This window comes from Arthrobacter sp. FW306-1B-F12A (assembly GCF_058781865.1).
Window position 1 is genome coordinate 47101 of record NZ_JBYSXD010000025.1, and the last position, 17056, is coordinate 64156.

13 protein-coding genes, 1 tRNA gene and 1 riboswitch are annotated in these 17056 nt (G+C 64.7%); all 14 genes read left to right on the forward strand.

The genetic code is table 11. From position 1 onward, the window contains the following. Positions 1-216: 216 nt before the first annotated feature. Positions 217-3360 (forward strand): Rne/Rng family ribonuclease, encoded by a 3144-nt coding sequence (locus AC3WJU_RS13385; protein WP_492260083.1) that lies wholly within the window; start codon positions 217-219, stop codon positions 3358-3360. A gap of 144 nt (positions 3361-3504) precedes the next feature. Beyond that, a riboswitch (TPP riboswitch) is annotated at positions 3505-3601 on the forward strand. Continuing rightward, positions 3593-5113 carry a bifunctional hydroxymethylpyrimidine kinase/phosphomethylpyrimidine kinase gene (gene thiD, locus AC3WJU_RS13390; protein WP_492260084.1) on the forward strand — a complete coding sequence of 507 codons (1521 nt, stop codon included), beginning with the start codon at positions 3593-3595 and terminating at the stop codon, positions 5111-5113. It overlaps the preceding riboswitch by 9 nt. 420 nt (positions 5114-5533) lie before the next feature. Then, positions 5534-5842 (forward strand): 50S ribosomal protein L21, encoded by a 309-nt coding sequence (rplU, locus tag AC3WJU_RS13395; RefSeq protein ID WP_028267456.1) that lies wholly within the window; start codon positions 5534-5536, stop codon positions 5840-5842. A 60-nt stretch (positions 5843-5902) separates the two neighbouring features. Next, the gene (gene rpmA, locus AC3WJU_RS13400; protein ID WP_003803426.1) at positions 5903-6166 is read left to right on the forward strand and encodes a 50S ribosomal protein L27; all 264 of its coding nucleotides are present in this window, start codon (positions 5903-5905) and stop codon (positions 6164-6166) included. 145 nt (positions 6167-6311) lie between these two features. After that, positions 6312-7901: a GTPase ObgE gene (obgE, locus tag AC3WJU_RS13405; RefSeq protein WP_284991215.1), complete on the forward strand. Its 1590-nt coding sequence runs from the start codon at positions 6312-6314 to the stop codon at positions 7899-7901. Further along, positions 7891-9081 carry a glutamate 5-kinase gene (gene proB, locus AC3WJU_RS13410; RefSeq protein WP_284991216.1) on the forward strand — a complete coding sequence of 397 codons (1191 nt, stop codon included), beginning with the start codon at positions 7891-7893 and terminating at the stop codon, positions 9079-9081. Before obgE ends, proB begins: the two co-directional genes overlap by 11 nt. After that, on the forward strand, positions 9078-10448 hold the full coding sequence (locus AC3WJU_RS13415) for a glutamate-5-semialdehyde dehydrogenase (protein ID WP_441433693.1): 1371 nt from the start codon (positions 9078-9080) through the stop codon (positions 10446-10448). The genes proB and AC3WJU_RS13415 overlap by 4 nt, the downstream gene beginning before the upstream one ends. A 79-nt stretch (positions 10449-10527) precedes the next feature. Further along, on the forward strand, positions 10528-10767 hold the full coding sequence (locus tag AC3WJU_RS13420; protein ID WP_059389357.1) for a hypothetical protein: 240 nt from the start codon (positions 10528-10530) through the stop codon (positions 10765-10767). Between the two features lie 55 nt (positions 10768-10822). Then, a complete protein-coding gene (gene nadD, locus AC3WJU_RS13425; protein ID WP_059389356.1) occupies positions 10823-11443 on the forward strand; it encodes a nicotinate-nucleotide adenylyltransferase in 621 nt (206 codons plus the stop codon). Between the two features lie 7 nt (positions 11444-11450). Further along, on the forward strand, positions 11451-12695 hold the full coding sequence (locus tag AC3WJU_RS13430) for a hypothetical protein (RefSeq protein WP_441433692.1): 1245 nt from the start codon (positions 11451-11453) through the stop codon (positions 12693-12695). A gap of 63 nt (positions 12696-12758) precedes the next feature. After that, entirely contained in the window at positions 12759-13157 is a 399-nt protein-coding gene (gene rsfS, locus AC3WJU_RS13435) for a ribosome silencing factor (RefSeq protein ID WP_059389355.1), read from the forward strand. A 143-nt stretch (positions 13158-13300) separates the two neighbouring features. Further along, positions 13301-13376, forward strand: a tRNA-Ala gene (locus tag AC3WJU_RS13440). A 323-nt stretch (positions 13377-13699) separates the two neighbouring features. Then, positions 13700-14716 (forward strand): LacI family DNA-binding transcriptional regulator, encoded by a 1017-nt coding sequence (locus AC3WJU_RS13445; RefSeq protein ID WP_284991227.1) that lies wholly within the window; start codon positions 13700-13702, stop codon positions 14714-14716. 622 nt (positions 14717-15338) lie between these two features. Next, the coding region (glgP, locus tag AC3WJU_RS13450) for an alpha-glucan family phosphorylase (protein ID WP_492260085.1) at positions 15339-17056 on the forward strand (1718 nt) is incomplete at its 3' end.

A 17056-nucleotide genomic window follows, 5' to 3' on the forward strand; every position in this document is an offset into this window, starting at 1 on the left:
CCCCGGCAGGGCCGCAGTGACCATGGACGGCACCTGGTTGTGGCATTAGAACAACGGGTTTGGAGCGAAGCCGGCTTTCCGTGGATGCCGCACCCCCATGCTGGTGCGAACCGGAAAGACTACTACTGACTTCTGTCAACGCCTGCGGGTTTTGACAATATTGCCCCTCTGGGCACCGGATGTGGCGGTTGCGCAAGGGCAGGAGTGTTGCCACATATGGATAATGAGCAAGTTGTAGCCGCCGCCGAAGATGCGGCGTCCACCGAGACCACCGAAGCACCCAAAAAGGTCACCCGCACCCGCCGCAAGGCTGCACCGAAGACGGTCGCCGCGGATGAAGCCCCCGACGCCGGAGCTGCCGCAACCGCCGCCGAGCCTGTCGCCGAAGCGAGCGACACGGAAACGCCCAAGGCTCCCGTCCGGCGCACCAGGGCTCGAAAGAAGGTCGAAACCTCCGAGCCGCTGCCGGGTTTCGCTGAAGAAGCGTCCACGGAAGGTGGCGAGGCACCGGAGGCTGCTGCCGCCGTCGTACCTGAAATAGCACCAGAGGCCGAAGCCGCCCCCGAAAAACCGGTCCGCCGGCGTCGTACGACGAGGGCAAAGAGCGCCGAGCCCGTTGCCGAAGAAGCCCCGGTTGAAACACCGGCTGCCGACGTTGCGTCGCCCGGGGAAACCACTGTGGAGCCGCCGGCCGAGGAGCCCGCGCCCGAGGAAACCACCGGGGAGCCGGCCGTCGACGCCGAAGCCGCAAGTCCGATCGCGTCGCTGTTCCTGGAACCTGCCTCCGTCACGTCCATGATCTTCCAGGCACCTGACTTGAGCGCCGTTGTCCGTCCGGCCGTCGTCGACGAGGAACCGCGGGCCGAAGCTGAGGAAGGTTCCGAGGAGAACGAACTGGACGAAGCCGGCAGCCGCCGTCGGCGTCGCAGCCGTGGCCGTCGCGGACGCCGGGGCACCGAGCGTGATGACGCGGGAGAAGAAACCTCTGCGGAATCCGAGGACGAGGCAGAAGCCGGTACCGAGGAGGCCCTCGAAGAAGGCGTGACCTCCCGCCGTCGCCGGCGCCGTCGTCGCGGCGATCAGGACCTGGAACTGACGGGCGGCGGAGACGACGATCCCCCCAACACGGTGACCCGCGTCCGCGCTCCCCGCGCGCACGTTGAGTCCACCAGCGGCTCCGACCGAGTCACGAGCGTCAAGGGCTCCACCCGCCTTGAAGCAAAGAAGCAGCGCCGCCGTGAATCCCGCGAGACCGGCCGCCGCCGCCAGGTCATCACCGAGGCCGAATTCCTGGCTCGCCGTGAGTCCGTCGACCGCCAGATGATCGTTCGCCAGCGCGACGACAGGATCCAGATCGGTGTCCTCGAAGACGGCGTGCTCGCGGAGCACTTCGTGTCCAAGACACAGCAGGATTCCCTCATCGGCAACGTCTACCTGGGCAAGGTCCAGAACGTGCTGCCGTCGATGGAAGCCGCGTTCGTAGACATCGGACGCGGCCGCAACGCCGTGCTGTACGCCGGTGAAGTCAACTGGGATGCCGTCACCCTGGAAGGCAAACCGCGCCGCATCGAGAACGCCCTGAAGTCAGGCGACTCCGTGCTGGTCCAGGTCACCAAGGACCCGGTGGGCCACAAGGGCGCACGCCTGACGAGCCAGATTTCACTTCCCGGCCGCTACCTTGTGTACGTACCGGGCGGGTCAATGACGGGAATTTCCCGCAAGCTGCCCGACGTCGAGCGCAATCGCCTGAAGAAAATCCTCAAGGACCGCCTCCCGGAGAACGCGGGCGTTATTGTCCGCACCGCCGCCGAGGGTGCTTCCGAGGAAGAGCTGACGCACGATATCAACCGCTTGCGGGCCCAGTGGGAAGGCATCGAAAGCCAGTCCACGTCCACCAAGATCCTGGCTCCGGAACTGCTGTACGGCGAACCGGACCTCACCATCAAGGTTGTCCGTGACGTCTTCAACGAGGACTTCTCCAAGCTCATCGTCTCCGGCGATGAAGCCTGGGACACCATCGAGGCCTACGTCACGTACGTGGCGCCGGACCTGGTGGGACGCCTCGAGAAGTGGACCTCGGATCAGGACATTTTCTCGGCATGGCGTGTGGACGAACAGATCCACAAGGCCTTGGAGCGCAAGGTCTTCCTGCCCTCCGGTGGTTCGCTCGTGATCGACCGCACGGAGGCCATGACGGTTGTCGACGTCAACACCGGGAAGTTCACCGGCAGCGGCGGCAACCTCGAGGAGACCGTCACCAAGAACAACCTTGAGGCTGCCGAGGAAGTGGTCCGCCAGCTCCGCTTGCGCGACATCGGTGGAATCATCGTCATCGACTTCATCGACATGGTCCTGGAATCCAACCGCGATCTCGTGTTGCGCCGCCTGGTCGAGTGCCTCGGCCGGGACCGTACCAAGCACCAGGTCGCCGAGGTGACCTCGCTTGGATTGGTCCAGATGACCCGCAAGCGCATGGGCACCGGCCTGCTGGAGGTCTTCGGCGAGCAGTGCGAGACGTGCGCAGGGCGCGGAATCGTCACGCACGACGAGCCCGTGGAGCACCGTCGGGCCAACGTGGTGGCAGCTGAACACCACCACCCGCGCACGGAGTCACAGCCAGCCGTCCGCCCCGAGCAGCGCAAGCGTCGCCGCGGCCGCGGCACGGGGCCGGGGACCACTGAACTGCCCGTCACCCCTTCGGTGCCGGTCCACACTGTGGAATCCACCGACCCGAACCGGCAGGCAGCCACCCGCGCAGCCCTTGCCACCATCGCGGCTGCAGCCCACGCTGCCCACCTGCACGACGACGAGCTCCACCACGCGGCGGAATTGCTCGCCGACGGGCACGCAGCGGAAGTAGCCCCGGTCCAGGCCCCAGCGGCCCCGGTCCAGGCTCCGGCCGCTGCTTCGAGTGGCGAGGAACGTTCGAAGCCTGTGCTGCGATTCGGCGGCGAGGAAGTTGCGTTGCCTTTCGTCCACCACGAAGAGGAGGCTGCAAGTGGCACACCTGCCATGAGCCTGGACCTATTGGCACAGGCATTCGCAGGCCTCGGAGAAGCTCCGGACACCGCCACGACGTCAACGTCAGCCAAGGAAACCCCCGCAGGGGCCCCCGCAGCCGTTGCAAGCGGTGAATCCCCGGACTCGGGTTCGCGTGGACGCCGAGGCCGACGCAACCGTAGCGCCAGCCGGGCCCAGGGTGCCGCCAACGCCACCAACGTGGAGCACCACGAGGTTGCCGCGGCTGCTTCCGGTGGGGCCGCGCACGAGGCCAAGGCGGCAGACGCCGCCCCGACGAAGCCGACGGCGGCAGCGGAACCGATCATCCTCGGCGTCGGTGTGCCGAAGTCCGAACTCTGAACGCAGTACCGTGCCTAAGCCCCGGCCGTTTCCGCTCCTGTGGAAACCGCCGGGGTTTCGGCGTTGTGGGCCAATCCGCCGACCCTGGCAGTCCGGTTGCAATGGGCGATTTCAGCGGGCGAGGCGTGATCAGGGTTAAGCTAGGGGACTGACACGGGGTGCCGCGCACCGAGCCGGCTGAGACCAGACCCGTTGAACCTGTCCGGTTAGCACCGGCGAAGGGATGTCTCGCATGACTGTTTCGGCGCAATCATCTGTCTACCCGCTCAAGGCCATCCAGCGCCCCATCCCCAGGGTCCTCAGCATCGCCGGCTCGGACCCCTCAGGTGGTGCCGGGATCCAGGCAGACCTGAAGAGCATTGCGGCCAACGGCGGCTACGGCATGGCCGTCATCACGGCGCTCACTGTACAAAACACACAGGGCGTCACTGGCGTCCATGTGCCTCCCGTGGAGTTCCTGCGCCAGCAATTGGACGCCATTAGCGACGACATCACGGTTGATGCCGTCAAGATCGGCATGCTCGGGGACGCGGCGGTCATCCACGAAGTCCGCCGCTGGCTCGGCGAGGCGCGCCCCGCCGTCGTCGTCCTGGATCCAGTGATGATCGCGACCAGTGGCGACAGGCTCCTCGCGGAGTCCGCTGAAACCGCACTGCGGGAACTGCTGCCCCTCGCAGACCTGGTGACCCCCAACCTTCCGGAATTGGCCATGCTGCTTGGCGAGCCTGTTGCCACTGATTGGGCATCGGCGTTGGAGCAAGGCAAGCGCCTGGCCGCTAGCTGCGGAAACACCGTCCTGGTGAAGGGGGGCCATCTGCAGGGAGCCGGCTGCCCCGATGCCCTGGTCAATACCGGGGGAGTCCTGAGCCAGGACGTGGTGGAATTCGCCGGCCAACGGGTGGAGACCCGCAATAGCCATGGGACGGGATGTTCCCTGTCGTCGGCGATGGCGACGGCCAAGGCGCGGCTCGGCGATTGGGAGTCTGCTTTGCGTGTCGTCAAGCCCTGGCTCCAGGAGGCGCTGACCCGGTCCGGGGTGCTGGAAGTAGGGAAGGGCAACGGGCCGATCCATCATTTCCACGCGCTCCAGCAGGCCCTTCAACCGGGGGACTTCGCCGTCCGGATGTGGGACGCCGCCCAAACGGAACTGGCAGCCATTTATGGCTTGGACTTCATCCAGCACTTGCAATCCGGTGGTCTCAGCGAAGCGCAGTTCAGCTACTACCTGTCCCAGGATGCCATCTATCTCAACGGCTATTCCAGGGTCCTGGCACGGGCAAGCGCCCTCGCTCCGAGTGAAACCGAACAGCTGTTCTGGGCCCGCGGCTCGCAGATGTGCCTTGAAGTCGAATCCGAGCTGCACCGGAATTGGCTCAGTGGACGCCAGGTGAGCGGAGAGCTGGGCCCGGTCACCAAGGCCTACGTGGACCACTTGCTGGCGGCATCGGCGTCGGGAAGCTATGCGGTGCTGGTTGCTGCCGTGTTGCCTTGCTACTGGTTGTACGCCGAGGTGGGACAGCGGCTCCACCATGGGTTTGTCGAGGCCGGAGCATCGGACGAGCACCCCTATGCGGATTGGCTGCGCACCTACGCGGACGAGGCGTTCGCGGAGGCCACCCGCAAGGCGATCGACATCACGGATGCCGCCGCGCAGGTTGCGTCGCCCGCGGAGTGCACAGCGATGATGGAGGCGTTTGCCCAATCCTGCCGCTATGAAACGGCGTTCTTCGATGCTCCAAGGTTGCACGGCTGAGCCGGTCTTCCGGGGAGGAGGCACCGGAACGGGGCCTGTCCCCGCAGGCGTTGCAGCGTGTCGGCGTGAGGATCCGAGCTTTTCACGGCCGGCAGGGTAAGGTGGACGGGCACGGTACCGGATGGCGGCATAGCCAGTCTGTGGCAGCCATCACGTGGCAGCCTCCGGACCTGGCCTCATTTGCAGCCGAAGGCGAAACTAGCGTAATCTAGATCTTCGGTGCTTACGCCAACACTTGGGTTATGCCCCTAGAAACCGTTCATTTGGAACTGACCTTTCATTTAGAACTATTCGAGGGATGACTCATGGATTCCGTACCGGAGTCCACGGCGTTGAGGCACAGCGTGAACCAGGCCCGTTTTTGGATCGGGGTTCCGCACGCAAATTTAGTAATAAACGTCGAGAGAAGTGAGTGCCCAAGTGGTGTACGCGATTGTCCGCGCAGGCGGCCGCCAAGAAAAGGTTTCCGTTGGAGACTACGTAACCCTGAACCGCGTCCCCGGTGGAGCCGGCAGCACCCTTGAGCTGCCCGCACTGCTCCTGGTGGACGGTGACAAGGTCACCTCCGCAGCTGCGGATCTGGCCAAGGTCAAGGTTACGGCTGAGATCCTCGAAGACCTCCGTGGTCCGAAGATCGTCATCCAGAAGTTCAAGAACAAGACCGGCTACAAGAAGCGCCAGGGTCACCGTCAAGAACTGACCAAGATCAAGATCACCGGTATCAAGTAACCACTGGTTGCTGTTCAGGTTTTCAACAGATTCCCCAGAATTTAAAGGCAGGCATTTCAAATGGCACATAAAAAAGGCGCGAGCTCCACTCGCAACGGTCGTGACTCCAACGCCCAGTACCTCGGCGTAAAGCGCTTCGGTGGCCAGGTCGTTTCCGCAGGCGAGATCATCGTCCGCCAGCGTGGCACCCACTTCCACCCGGGCGCCGGTGTCGGCCGCGGTGGCGACGACACCCTGTTCGCCCTGCAGGCAGGCGCGGTTGAGTTCGGTACTCGCCGTGGCCGTCGCGTAGTGAACATCGTTGCTGCTGCAGCTGCAGAGTAATAACACGTTCTGAACGGGTGGAGCGGGCCGTATGGCCCGCTCCATCTGTCTTTTTAACCGCACTAGAATTTACTAGGGCGGGCGGCCGCGCAACAGCGGCGCAACACGCACTTCAAGCAGTAATTTCCACATAGAGGAGAAACACGTGGCGACCTTCGTAGACCGGGTAGTACTTCACGTATCCGGCGGAACAGGCGGCCACGGCTGTGTTTCTGTTAAGCGCGAGAAGTTCAAGCCCCTCGGTGGACCCGACGGCGGCAACGGCGGCAATGGCGGCGACGTCATCCTGCGCGTCGATGCCCAAACCACCACCCTGCTTGATTACCACCACGCACCGCACCGCCACGCAACCAACGGCGGCCCGGGCATGGGCGACTGGCGGGGCGGCAAGAACGGTGAAACCCTCGTCCTTCCCGTCCCGGACGGCACGGTGGTCAAGACCAAGGACGGCGTCGTCCTTGCTGACCTCGTCGGCGAAGGCACCGAGTTCGTCGCCGCCGCAGGCGGCATGGGCGGCCTTGGTAACTCTTCGTTGTCTTCGCAGAAGCGCAGGGCACCCGGTTTCGCCCTCCTCGGTATTGAAGGCGAGTCCAGCGACATCGTCCTGGAACTGAAGTCCATCGCAGACATCGCGCTGGTTGGCTTCCCCTCCGCGGGCAAGTCGAGCCTTGTCGCGGCGATGTCCGCGGCGCGGCCCAAGATCGCCGACTACCCGTTTACCACCCTGATCCCCAACCTTGGCGTGGTCCAGGCCGGTGACGTCCGGTTCACCATCGCCGACGTTCCCGGGCTGATCGAGGGCGCCAGCGAGGGCAAGGGCCTCGGCCACAACTTCCTGCGCCATGTAGAGCGTTGCGCCGCGCTGGTGCACGTGCTGGACTGCGGAACCTTGGAAGCGGACAGGGACCCGCTCACCGATCTTGCGATCATCGAGCAAGAGCTGGACAAGTACGCGGTGGACATGAGCTACGCCGGCGTTGACGGCGAAGTGGTCCCCTTGAACGAGCGCCCCAAGCTTGTGGTCCTGAACAAGGTGGACTTGCCTGACGGTCGGGATATGGCCGAGTTCGTCCGCCCAGAACTGGAACAGCGCGGCTACCGCGTCTTCGAAGTCTCTGCCACGAGCCATGAAGGCCTGCGCCAATTGAGCTTCGCCATGGGCGAGATCGTCATGGCCGCCCGCAAGGCCGTTGCGATTGCGCCTCCCAAGGTCGCAGCGCCTGTCCTGCGCCCCCGGGCCGTCAACGAGTCCGGCTTCAAGATCCGCCGCGAGGAGAAGAACCTCGAACCGCTCTTCCGCGTGCTCGGGGAAAAGCCGGTCCGCTGGGTCAAGCAGACCGATTTCACCAACGAAGAAGCGATTGGCTACCTCGCCGATCGACTGGCCAAGCTCGGCATCGAAAACGAGTTGTTCAAGATGGGTGCCGTTCCGGGCGACACCGTGGTGATCGGCGAGGAAGACGGCGTGGTGTTCGACTGGGAGCCCACCATGATGGCGGGCGCCGAACTCCTGGCGACGCCTCGAGGAACCGACATTCGCGTTGCCGACATCGGCGACCGTCCCACCCGTTCGCAGAAGCGCGACGAGCAGCTCGAGCGCCGCGAGGCCAAGGCTGCAGCACGTGCCGAGCTCGAAGCCGAGCGGAAGGCGGGCATCTGGACCGAGTCCGTCAGCGGCCGCCGTCTGCCCAAGCCCCTGAAGGAAAGCGGCCTGGAAGCCGGAAATGACGACTAGCACGGCCCGCATCGCTGAAGTCACCGAAGGCGACGACGCCGCGGAACGCCAGGCGTTGGCCGGCGCCAAGCGGATTGTGGTCAAAGTAGGTTCGTCCTCGTTGACCAGCATCAAAGGCGGCATCTCGGAGAAAGCGCTGACGGCCCTGGTCCACGCCCTGGCCGAGAAGCGCAATTCCGGGACGGAGATCATCCTGGTCTCCTCCGGTGCCATCGCGGCGGGTCTCGCACCGCTCGGGCTCGCCAAGCGTCCCAAGGACCTCGCCACGCAGCAGGCTGCGGCCAGTGTGGGCCAAGGGCTTTTGATGGCGCGCTATTCGCAGGCTTTTGCTGCGCACGGGGTCACGGTCAGCCAAGTCCTGTTGACTGCCGATGACCTGATGCGGCGCACCCAGCACAGCAACGCATACCGGGCGCTCGACCGCTTGCTGAACCTCGGCGTCGTGCCGGTCGTGAACGAAAACGACACCGTGGCAACCCACGAAATCCGCTTCGGTGACAACGACCGGCTGGCCGCCTTGGTGGCGCACCTTGTCCGGGCCGACGCGCTGGTCCTGCTGTCCGACGTCGACGCCCTGTATGACGGTCCGCCGTCGTTGGGTGCAAAGCGCATTCCGCTCGTTACCGGTCCCGCCGACCTCGTCGGCGTGACCATCGGCAAGGCGGGCAAAGCCGGCGTCGGTACCGGCGGCATGACCACCAAGGTGGAGGCGGCCTCGATCGCCGCGGGCTCCGGCATCCACGCCCTCGTCACGTCCACGGCCAATGCCGCCGCAGCGCTGGCCGGCGAGGACGTGGGCACATGGTTCGCCATCAACGGCAACCGCAAACCCGTTCGCCTGCTGTGGCTGGCCCACCTCGCTTCGGTTCGGGGCCGTTTGATGCTCGACGACGGCGCCGTCAAGGCGGTGCGCGACCGTCACACCTCGCTGCTGCCCGCCGGAATATCGTCGGTGCAGGGGGACTTCGAGCCCGGCGATCCCGTGGAGATGGTTTCCGCCGACGGCACCGTAATTGCCAGGGGACTGGTGAACTACTCCGCGGAAGAGCTTCCCCGCATGCTTGGCCGTTCAACCAAGGAGCTCGCCAAGGACCTTGGCCGTGGATATGACCGCGTAGTTGTTCATGTTGACGACCTCGTACTGGTCCAGCCGTCCCGCTCCACTAAACTTGGAGAATGACTGAGGCCCTTACCCCTGATTCTCCTGTGATAACCGACGCCCTGGCTTCCGGCAATGCCACCCGGGTGCCGGAAACTCCGGAGCTGGGAACTGCGCCGCTCACGCCCGGGCAAGTGGAGGCGGCCGTGCATTCGATCGCGGACCGCTCCCGGCAGGCAGCGCGGCACATGGCCCAGGCGAACCGTGCCTGGAAGGACCGCGCCCTGCGCGCTATCGGCGCGGCCCTCCGGGAACAGCAGGATTCAATCCTCGCCGCCAACGCGAAGGATGTTGAGTCCGGCCGCAACAACGGAACCTCCGTTGCCATGCTGGACCGCCTGACCTTGACTCCTGCCCGCATCGACGGCCTTGTGGCCGCCCTTGAAAACCTGGCGGGTCTGCCGGATCCCGTGGGCAACGTCGTCCGTGGCCAGACCCTCCCCAACGGCCTGCGCTTGCGCCAGGTCAACGTGCCCATGGGAGTAGTCGCTGCGATCTACGAGGCCCGCCCCAACGTCACGGTCGATATCGCCGGACTTGCCTTGAAGAGCGGCAATGCCGTGATCCTGCGCGGCGGATCGGCTGCCGCCCACACCAACGCAGCCCTTGTGACCATCCTCCGCGATGCGCTGGAATCCGTAGGGCTGCCGGCCGACGCCGTCCAGAGCGTGGACGAGTTCGGCCGCGAGGGCGCGAATGTCCTGATGCGTGCCCGTGGCCGCGTGGACGTGCTGATTCCCCGCGGTGGACGGGACCTGATTCAGACTGTGGTGAACAACTCGTCTGTGCCCGTCATTGAGACCGGCGAAGGCAACGTGCACATCTTCATCGATGAGTCCGCCAGCGAAGAGATGGCCGTCGACATCCTGCTCAACGCCAAGACCCAGCGCCCCAGTGTGTGCAACACCGTGGAAACCCTCCTGGTCCACTCGAAATCCACCGTGCTGCCCGCGGTCGCCGCCGCACTTCGTTCCGCCGGGGTCACCCTGCATGTCGACTCCCGGATTGAAGCGGCGCTGTCCGGCTCCGTGGACACGGTCCCCGCCGACGACGTCGATTGGGCTACGGAATACATGGACCTTGACCTCGCTGTTGCGATGGTGGACAACCTTGACGAGGCCGTCTCGCATATCCGCAAATGGTCGACCGGCCACACGGAGGCCATCCTGACGAACAATCTGGCGAACGCTGAGAAGTTCATTGCGGACATCGACTCGGCGGCGGTCATCGTGAACGCTTCCACGCGCTTCACCGATGGCGGCGAACTCGGGCTGGGCGCCGAGGTGGGAATCTCCACCCAGAAGCTGCACGCACGCGGCCCCATGGGCCTGACCGAGCTGACCACCACCAAGTGGATCGTCCAGGGTGAAGGCCAGGTCCGCGCCTAGCAACGCTGTAACATAGAACAGAAGTCCTGAACGGCGGGAGGATCCGCCGTCGAAATCCTTTGAACCGCTAGGGGAGAAAATGCAGTTTCAGCAGATCGCCATTTCAATTCTCACGCAAGGGGGCGAGAGCGGAGCCGAAGCGCCGGCACCGTTGTGGGCTGAACCTTGGGTTTTCGGTGTCTCCATGTTCTGCATCCTGCTGGTCCTGATGTTTGTGGCAGTCTCCTACACGAACCTTGGCAACCGTCACGACGCCGTCGAAGAACATTCGGATCCGCACCGCCAGCACCCGGCCAAGCACCCAGGGCTGGGTCACTAACATTTCCGCCGCGAAACCCTTCGAGGAAACGGGGCGCCGACTTCGCTTGGGCGTGATGGGTGGGACGTTCGATCCCATTCACCACGGCCACTTGGTTGCTGCCAGTGAGGTTGCTGCCAAGTTCCGCTTGGACGAGGTGGTCTTCGTGCCCACCGGACAGCCCTGGCAGAAATCGCACAAGCAAGTCAGCGAAGCCGAGCACCGGTACTTGATGACGGTCATTGCCACGGCTTCCAACCCCAATTTCACGGTGAGCCGTGTGGACGTGGACCGCCCCGGTCCCACCTTCACGATCGATACCCTGCGGGATCTGCGGACGCAGCGGCCGGATGCGGACTTGTTCTTCATCACGGGCGCGGACGCCCTGGCACAGATCCTGTCCTGGAAAGATGTCGACGAGCTTTGGTCCTTGGCGCATTTTGTCGGTGTCACCAGGCCCGGTCATGTTCTTGACGGCATGGGCAGGGAAGACGTCAGTCTGTTGGAAGTGCCCGCCATGGCGATTTCGTCGACGGATTGCCGCGCCCGCGTGGGTGCAGGCAATCCGGTCTGGTACCTCGTACCTGACGGAGTAGTGCAGTACATCGCCAAATACAAGCTGTACTCGGGCAAACCCGGCATGGGGGAGCCCCTGCATGCTATGACCGGAACAGAACACCAAGCCCGTACCGAGTGAGTTTTGAATGAGCCAGGAACAGCCCCCCATCCCTAGCCGGCGCGAGCTTCGACGAGCCCGGGACGCACGCCTGGAAGAAACAGGCGCACGTCCCGCGGTAGCCGAGGCCGTTACCTCCGACGACGCCAACCACGCGTCCGGCGGCGCCTCGGCCAATCGGGTGCGCCGGGTGGCAGATGCTCCCTTGGACGCCAAACCCGCCTCGGAACGTTCCTCCCAGGCGCGTGCGCGCGACCGCGCCGCCCTCCGTGCCATCAAGGAACTCGCGGACAAGGAGCAGCAGCTTTCCCGCGGCGGTCCGCCCACGCGCCGTCAGCTGCGCCTCCAGCAATTGCAGGAAGAAGTTGCACCGGGCACCTCGGCGATCCCCGTTGTCCCGGCACCGGGCTCAGGGCCAAGGACATCCAGTGTCCCGGTCCAGGCTCCCGGCAGGCAGCAGTCCGGTCCTGATCGCCCGGGCGTTTTGCCCGGCGGCGGCGTCCGCGTCACGGCAGGACCTCCTCCCGGTGCGCCGGAAATGACCGTGGAGCAGGCCTTGATGGCCCGCGAGCTTTTGGCCGCCCAAGCGAACAACCAGTCCAACAAGCTTGAGCACATCGCTGCAATGGAATCTGCGGTGCAGAAAGTCCCCGCCGCCGAATCAGCGGTTTCCAGTTCCGACGTCGAGCCGGCGGACCCGGAGGCCCTGGCCGAACAGATCGCCCAGGCTGAACGCGAGGCCATCCTCAACAAGAGGGCCATGGCCAAGCAGAGGCTCGCCGAACAGAACAGCCGTCCTTCCGGGCCTGTCCGTGCTGAACCTTCTGTAGCTAGCAACCTGGCCATGGTGACGCCCCTGGAATTCGTGAAGGTTCCGGGACTCGATCGTCCCGTCATGAAGCCGCCCGGCACCACATTCGTTCCCCTTGTGACCTCCCCGGCGCCGAAACTGAAGCCGGGGCAGTCGGCGTCGGGCAAGCCACGCAACCTGCGCGGCCGCGCAGGAGTGCTGGCGCGCGCAGAGGCCGCTGCGAAAGCGGCCGGTCGACGCCCGACGTCGGGCTCCGAACCCGATGGCGAAGCGCTGGCCGAGGCGGCAGAACATCCGCCTATCTCGGCAAGTTCGGCCTACGGACTTGAACCGCTCGACGCCGCGACGGCGGGACTTGGGCGCGCCCAGCGTACCCGGCTCCTGGTCCTGGGACTGGTTGGCATCGGAGCCATCGCCCTGATTGCGGGCATCATCATGATCACCAGCGGACTTTCCCGCTGACCATAACGGCTTTTGCCACCAAACAGGCTTCGTCTATTCTCGAAGCCGCATACAAGGAGTCCCGTGACTGCACATGAACAATCCGTCCTCTTGGCCCGCCACGCCGCCCGCGCGGCAGCGGACAAGCTGGCCGAGGACATCATCGCCCTCGACGTCAGCGAACGTCTGGCCCTGACTGACGTCTTCCTGATCGCCTCGGCCCCGACCGAGCGCCAGGTCAACGCCATCGTCGACGGTATCGAGGAAGAGCTGCTCAAGCAGGATCTCCGCCCGGTCCGCCGCGAAGGACGTTCCGAAGGCCGCTGGGTCCTCTTGGACTACGCAGACATCGTGGTGCACGTCCAGCACTCCGAGGACAGGGTCTTCTACGCCCTGGAACGCCTCTGGAAAGACTGCCCCGTAGTGGACCTGGAACTCGGTGACGACGCCTCCGCGAAGGCTCCCGCCGTCGAGGAATCCTAGGCTTTAAGGCACAGACCAACTGAATATGCCCGATTTGGAATTTTCGGAAATGCTGTTCTAAGATATTTGAGTTGCTTCGGAGGAATCCGAAAACTGGACGGGGTTTTCCGGCCAGTTCACGGTTCGTGAAGCAGCGAAAATATGGGGCTGTGGCGCAGCTGGTAGCGCACCTGCATGGCATGCAGGGGGTCAGGGGTTCGAGTCCCCTCAGCTCCACCATGGAGGCCTTGCTTGGAACGTGGGTTTTATGTTCCGGGCAGGGCCTCAGATTTTTTGGAAATTGAAAGAGCCGCCCCGCCGGGGGTGGCTCTTTCGTTTCTCCGGCATTTTCAGCGGTGTCTTGGGTTGTAGGCAAGAACGCGTAAATCCCGGCACCCTCGCTTAGCCGCCGCGTGTATGCAACAGTGGGCTCAGCATGCCTCCACCACTTTCCCAACCGATTACGGTTTACTATGAGGCATTACCGTCTGGAGGCTCGCGGTCTTTCGCGGGCCCATCGCAAAGCAGCCACCGACAATACAGGGGGATAGTCCTTGGTAACTATGGCCGATGTTGCGCGGGTAGCAGGCGTTTCCAGGAGCACTGTGTCCTATGCCCTCAGTGGTGTCCGGCCGATTGCTCCCGAAACGCGGGAGCGCATCCTGAAGGCCATGTCCGATCTTGGCTATACGCCGAACCTGCTCGCCCAGGGCTTGGCCGGCAAACGGACCGGCATCGTCTCCTTGATTTTTCCGGTCGGGGAGCAAGGCATGAACACCACGGAATTCGAATACGTCCAAGGTGCCGCCGAACAGGCGCGTGCTGACGGATACCATCTCCTTCTGTGGCCAATGGACCCCGACGACCTGGGCGAGATGCAGCGGATCGTGGCCCAGGGCCTCGTAGATGGAATCCTCCTAATGGAAGTCAGGTCATTCGACGAACGGATTCCTGTCCTGCTGGAAACCGGTGTTCCCTTCGTCACGATCGGACGGCCCACGGATGCTGATGGCCTGACATTCGTGGACGCAGATTTCGAAGCAATGGGGGAGCTGGCAGTGTCGCATCTCGTCAGCCTGGGGCACACGGAGATCGGCCTTGTGACGCATTCGCGTGAGTCCCTGGACAGCGGATACGGCCCGATGGTCCGATCCTGGGATGCCGTTGCAGCTGCTGCGTCGAGGCACGGGATCAGCGCTCGGCTGTATCCGGCCACGAGCTCACTTGCCGGCGGTCGCGAGGTGTTTGGACAGATCCTGGAAGAATCTCCGGAAACAACCGGGCTCGTGATGATCAACGAAGCGGCGACTGCAGGCCTTCTGGGTGCGGCGGCGGCCCACGGTTGGCGAGTGCCCGAGTCTCTCTCCATTGTCGCGATCAACACCAGTGCCGGCTCCGCGGAGCGCTTCATGCCCGCCCTGACGACGGCGTCCGCCGAACCGAGCGTCATGGGTCGTGAAGCAGCACAATTCCTTACCCGACGCCTCAGGAGCGACGGGCCGGATGCCGTGCAGTGGCTCGCGGAACCGGTGTTGACGTTGCGCGGAAGCACCGCCGTGGCACGCGCCGTGCAGCCGTAGAATCGCCCCGCCGTCCGGGTGCAGTCCGCCAATTCGAGGCATTCATTACGCGCTCCTATCGAACGTGATTGTGACATTTGACACACCGTCGCGCTGCCAACTACTGTCGAGCCATCGACCCGCGTCGACAAGGCGCGTCGACGAACGGCGATGAGATTCCTCCTGATACAACATGGCGGATGGTCACCGATCAGAGTTCCCGGAGACTAAGGAAGTAAGTCGTGCTTGGAATCATTCGGTACCAATCATCCGAATTGACGATGCGGTCGATGTCGCGCAAACCTGAGCGGGAATTCGCCGGCTTCCGCGGCGGATCCACGAGTAGCCGCGTCCCCTTGTTCCCGGCTCGTGAAGCCCCCGGAATAGCGCGTGGACGGAACCTGGAGACCGCTGCCTGCTTCTGAGTTCCGGGACCGGGCGCAGGAGGGGCCAATGATGCCCGTCCACAGCATGTAAGCGCTTGCCCTGTGCCGGTTGTGCCCGCAGAGGCCTACCCACCCCGGCGCCGCGGTGGTCCCACCCTTAGCCAACATCTCCCCAATCATCACAACAACCTCTTGGAGGTAACCCGCATGGAAACGTCGACAAAACCTGCCCAGTCCGCGTTCGAAGGTGGCCGGAAGTGAAAGCGATTCGACGGTTCACGGTACGAACGGTTCTGCCGGAAGCAATCGCCCCGCTCGCACGATTGGCGAAGAACCTGCGCTGGTCCTGGCATTTGCCGACACGCGAACTGTTCTCCGCGCTGAACGCCGAAGCCTGGGAGCAAAGCAATCATGACCCCATGACCTTCCTCGGCCTGGTCAGCCGCGAGGAACTGCAGGAGCTCGCAGCGGATGGCGCCGTCGTCGAGCGTGTTCAGCAGGCGGCTTCGGATCTGGACCGGTACCTGGGTGAGCCGCGCTGGTACCAGGGCCTGGGTCCGGATGCTCCGGCGTGCATCGCGTATTTCTCGCCTGAGTTCGGCATCACGGAGGTTCTTCCGCAGTATTCGGGCGGCTTGGGGATCCTGGCGGGTGACCACCTGAAGGCAGCCTCGGATTTGGGCGTGCCGTTGATCGGCGTCGGGCTGCTGTACCAGGCGGGCTACTTCAAGCAGTCCCTGTCCCGGGACGCCTGGCAGCAGGAGACCTACCCGGTCCTTGACCCCGACGGCCTGCCCCTGACGCTGCTCCGTGAGGAAGACGGTTCGCCGGCCCTGGTCACGCTTCCCCTGCCGGGCGACCGGACGCTGCGCGCGCACATTTGGCGGGCCGACGTCGGGCGCGTGCCGCTGCTGCTGCTCGATTCGAACGTTCCGGCCAATGACGACGCCGCGCGCGGGATCACGGACCGCCTCTACGGCGGCGGCGGTGACCACCGCCTGCAGCAGGAACTGCTGCTGGGCATGGGCGGGGTGAAGGCCCTGCGCGTCTACCAGCGCCTCACCGGCACCCCGGCCCCGGAAGTGTTCCACACCAACGAAGGCCACGCCGGGTTCCTGGGCATCGAACGCATCCAGGAACTCATGTCCACCGAGGCCCCGCTGAGCTGGTCCGAAGCCCTGGCCGCCGGGCGCGCGTCCACGGTGTTCACCACCCACACCCCGGTGCCGGCCGGCATCGACCGTTTCGAGGCCGTGCAGATCAGGCACTTCTTCGACGCCGGACTGGCCCCGGACGTGCCCGTGGAGAAGGTCCTGGACCTGGGCCGGGAAAACTACGACGGCGGCAACCCCGCGGTCTTCAACATGGCCGTGATGGGCCTGCGCCTGGCGCAGCGTGCCAACGGCGTGGCCAAACTCCACGGCGTGGTCTCCCGCGAAATGTTCTCCGGGCTCTGGCCAGGCTTCGACCACTCCGAAATCCCCATCACCTCCGTCACCAACGGCGTCCACGTCCCCACCTGGATCGATCCGAAGATGAGCCGGCTCGCCGCAAAGTACTTCGGCAGCACTGACGTGGATGCCACCGGTTGGGACAAGATCTACGACGTGGATGATGCCGAGCTCTGGGCCCTGCGAGGCGAGTTGCGTTCGGCCTTGGTTGATGACGTGCGCAAGCGCCTGCGATCTTCGTGGAAGAAGCGCGGGGCGGCCGATGCGGAGCTGGGTTGGACGGACACCGTGCTGGACCCGGACGTGCTCACGATCGGTTTCGCCCGGCGCGTGCCCACCTACAAGCGCCTGACCCTGATGCTCCGGGACCCGGCCCGGCTCAAGGCGCTGCTGCTGCACCCGAAGCACCCCATCCAGCTGGTCATCGCCGGCAAGTCCCACCCGGCGGACGACGCCGGGAAGAAGATGATCCAGGACCTGGTGAAGTTCACCGACGACCCCGCCGTGCGGCACCGGATCGTGTT

Excerpts from the sequence above, each read along its gene's own strand:
- AC3WJU_RS13415 (WP_441433693.1), top strand. The coding sequence starts at position 9,078 with ATGACTGAGGCCCTTACCCCTGATTCTCCTGTGATAACCGACGCCCTG.
- proB (WP_284991216.1), top strand. The coding sequence starts at position 7,891 with ATGACGACTAGCACGGCCCGCATCGCTGAAGTCACCGAAGGCGACGAC.
- AC3WJU_RS13385 (WP_492260083.1), top strand. The coding sequence starts at position 217 with ATGGATAATGAGCAAGTTGTAGCCGCCGCCGAAGATGCGGCGTCCACC.
- rpmA (WP_003803426.1), top strand. The coding sequence starts at position 5,903 with ATGGCACATAAAAAAGGCGCGAGCTCCACTCGCAACGGTCGTGACTCC.
- AC3WJU_RS13420 (WP_059389357.1), top strand. The coding sequence starts at position 10,528 with ATGCAGTTTCAGCAGATCGCCATTTCAATTCTCACGCAAGGGGGCGAG.
- nadD (WP_059389356.1), top strand. The coding sequence starts at position 10,823 with ATGGGTGGGACGTTCGATCCCATTCACCACGGCCACTTGGTTGCTGCC.
- AC3WJU_RS13445 (WP_284991227.1), top strand. The coding sequence starts at position 13,700 with ATGGCCGATGTTGCGCGGGTAGCAGGCGTTTCCAGGAGCACTGTGTCC.
- AC3WJU_RS13430 (WP_441433692.1), top strand. The coding sequence starts at position 11,451 with ATGAGCCAGGAACAGCCCCCCATCCCTAGCCGGCGCGAGCTTCGACGA.
- thiD (WP_492260084.1), top strand. The coding sequence starts at position 3,593 with ATGACTGTTTCGGCGCAATCATCTGTCTACCCGCTCAAGGCCATCCAG.